Annotated in this window: 2 protein-coding genes; both read right to left on the bottom strand. The window is 59.5% G+C overall.

Going from position 1 to position 2691, the window contains the following annotated elements; translation table 11 throughout:
- Positions 1-220: 220 nt before the first annotated feature.
- A complete protein-coding gene (locus ACQY6C_RS14675; protein ID WP_427970017.1) occupies positions 221-1120 on the bottom strand; it encodes an IS1595 family transposase in 900 nt (299 codons plus the stop codon).
- Positions 1121-1464: 344 nt separating this feature from the next.
- The coding region (locus tag ACQY6C_RS14670) for an IS4 family transposase (RefSeq protein ID WP_427970015.1) at positions 1465-2691 on the bottom strand (1227 nt) is incomplete at its 5' end.

Raw genomic sequence — 2691 nt, 5'->3', positions numbered from 1 at the left:
GAGAAAAGGAGAAGAAAAGCAAATAGGTCGTCATGCACTCAATGTTGTTGTTGGTCTAGTTATGAATGGGCAGCGGCATGTTCTTCTAGCTGGTGATCTTGATAGGGAAGGGCTGGAGAACCTACGTAAAAAAGCAGATGATCTCCGATCAACGATTTTGGTCTTTCCTCACCATGGTGGTCGGCCAGGTCGGGGTGATATTAACGAACATGGGTCTGTACTACGCGCCTGTTCCACACAGGGCCGATCCACTTGCGCCGACGCACAGTGCCAGCAACCGGTTGGGGATCTGCTCTTCCCAGTAGCGACGGTTGAAGCGATAGACGAATTCATCGATGTACTCCTGCAAGCGATGGGCTCGCACCGCGCCATGGAAGGTACCGAGCAGAAAGCGCTTGAGGTTGGCAATGACGATGTGGACCCACGGCAGCCACTGGTCGGCCTCCTCGGGCGGTGTGATCTTGGCGATGTGGGTGGCCTGCACGGCCAACCCCGACAGCGACGGGAAGGCATCGGTATGACAGACGGCATCGGGCTGCAGGCGGCGCTGCGCGAAGTCGACGATCTGCGCCTTGGCGAGCGAGTCGAGCGCCTCGATCGCAACGAACCCAGGCCTGCCCTCCTCGGTCTTCTCGATTGCCACCAGCACCGGTATGCGCCCGCCGCCGCGGCCCGCCTTGCCGGTCTTGTTGGCCCCGATGTAGGCATCGTCGACTTCGACCAACTCGGTGAGCCGATAGAGGCTGTCGCGCTCAGCCATAGCCGCGCGCAAGCTCCTCAGCATCTTGTAGGCGGTGCGCCACTGCACGCCGATGATCTTCGACAGCCGCAATGCAGAGATGCCGCCTTTGTCGGCGCTGATCAGATACAACGACCAGAACCACTTGGTCAGCGGCACACGCGAACCGTGAAACGCTGTCCCTGAGGTGATGTAAGTCTGGCGGTAGCAACGCGCGCATTCGTAGCGATGCCGTGGCGCGTACAGCCAGCCGTGATCATGCCCGCAATGGGGACAGCGAAACCCCTCCGGCCAGCGTTGGGCGACGATGGCGTCCAAGCACGCTTGCTCGGTGGCGAAACGCTGTTGCCAATCGTAGAAACTTGTCGTCGGTGCTTGCATTATGCGGCTCCTCGGTTGCTGCTGGGATGCCACGCAGTATCGCCTGCCCGCAGGCTCAGAAAGCGAGTCCGTGGAACAGGCAGCATGTGAAGACCCATGTCCGAGGTTATCGGCGCGAAATTCTAGCACCGTCGAGTGGCACTATTCGTTGATAAAGGATAAGGGATAGGACATCCAACCACACCTGGAGAAGTACCATCCCTATTAGATGACGGGATCAATCCTGAGGGTTCTTCACAAGACGAGAGAAAGGTGCCTGGAACACCGCTCAGAAGGGAATGGCGCTTACTTAAGCGCCATCCCTCATAACACCCTGAATACATGGGCCATTCGCGCGTCTGACCTCACCTTTGTTTCTTTGGATGCCCATGTTCGCGAACCTCTGCTCTGGCGGTGGCGCGCGCTTGGGTGAGTAGCGGAAAGGGTTTCGGTCGTCGCTTCACGGCGCGCGGCTCAATGCGGCCGGGACGTAAGCCCACTCGGGCTTTGGCGATCAACACCAGCAGGGCATGGATGGAGCAACCATCGTGGGTCGCACCGCCGCGTTGCTGCCAAGCCATCCATAGCTGCACGGTATGTTTGAAGCTCAGTTGTCGGGGGATCTGATCGGCCAACAAGGCCGCCTGAGCCATCAGTAGCCGAATCAGATTGTAGGCCAGCAGATAGACCCACAGTTCTTTGATGGCCATCTCCGGCGTCCTGCAGCGCAAGTGTTCCATGCCCAGCGTGCTCTTGATGCAACGCAGATCCAGTTCGACATGCCAGCGGCTGCGATACAGCCCCTTCAGTTGCTTCTTGGGTGTCGCCTTGGGGCAGAGGAAGGTGGTGACCATGATCTTGCCGCCGGCTTCGAACTCCCGAACCGTCAGCGTATCGGGTACCCGGTCGTATTCGTAAGGACTCATCCAATCGGGCTTTTTTGTTGGCTTGCTCAAAACAATGAGATGATCGCGTGCCCCGAGCCGCTCGCCCTGACTGAAATCGGTGCTGCGCTTGCGGGCCCCGTACTGTTCGAACAGGCCATCGACGCCCCCGCGGTTCAATTCCCACAGCAAAAAGTAGGTGGCGTAGAAGGCGTCACCGAGCAGAATGTCACCCTCATTGAGCGAGTCGAGCATCTCGCGTAGTAGGCTTTGTTCATCACCGCCTTTTCCGACACAGGGACCGGTCGCCGCATCGAGCAAGGCACCACTGCCGAGGCACAGCAGCGCCGCCACCCGACACAGCGGAAACCCCAGCCCGGCTTTCTGGCTACGCGACTGTGGAAACTGCGCCTGATTCGCTTCGGTGTCCGACAAGGTGACCGTGGCGCCGTCCACCAAGCGTACTGGCCGACCTTGCCAATGCCACCAGGAGGCGGCACCCTCAGCAACAATGCCTCCGGTGTACCTCGCCAGTGTTGAGATCATCCCCTGCGGTAAACGCTTGCGCGCTCGGCAGTAGCCGCCGGTCGCCGTGCTGCCGGGTGTCAATCCGCCAATAAGCCGTTTGACCATGGCGTCATTGACCACTTGCCGGCAACTACCATCCGCTGAGAGTGCCTGGGCGAGAAACAGCGAGAGAGTTTCGGT

The sequence above is a fragment of the Altererythrobacter sp. genome, assembly GCF_050299635.1.
Lineage (GTDB): Bacteria > Pseudomonadota > Alphaproteobacteria > Sphingomonadales > Sphingomonadaceae > Erythrobacter.
Note: the sequence above shows the minus strand (reverse complement) of the source record. Positions and strands in the feature narration are given on the sequence as shown.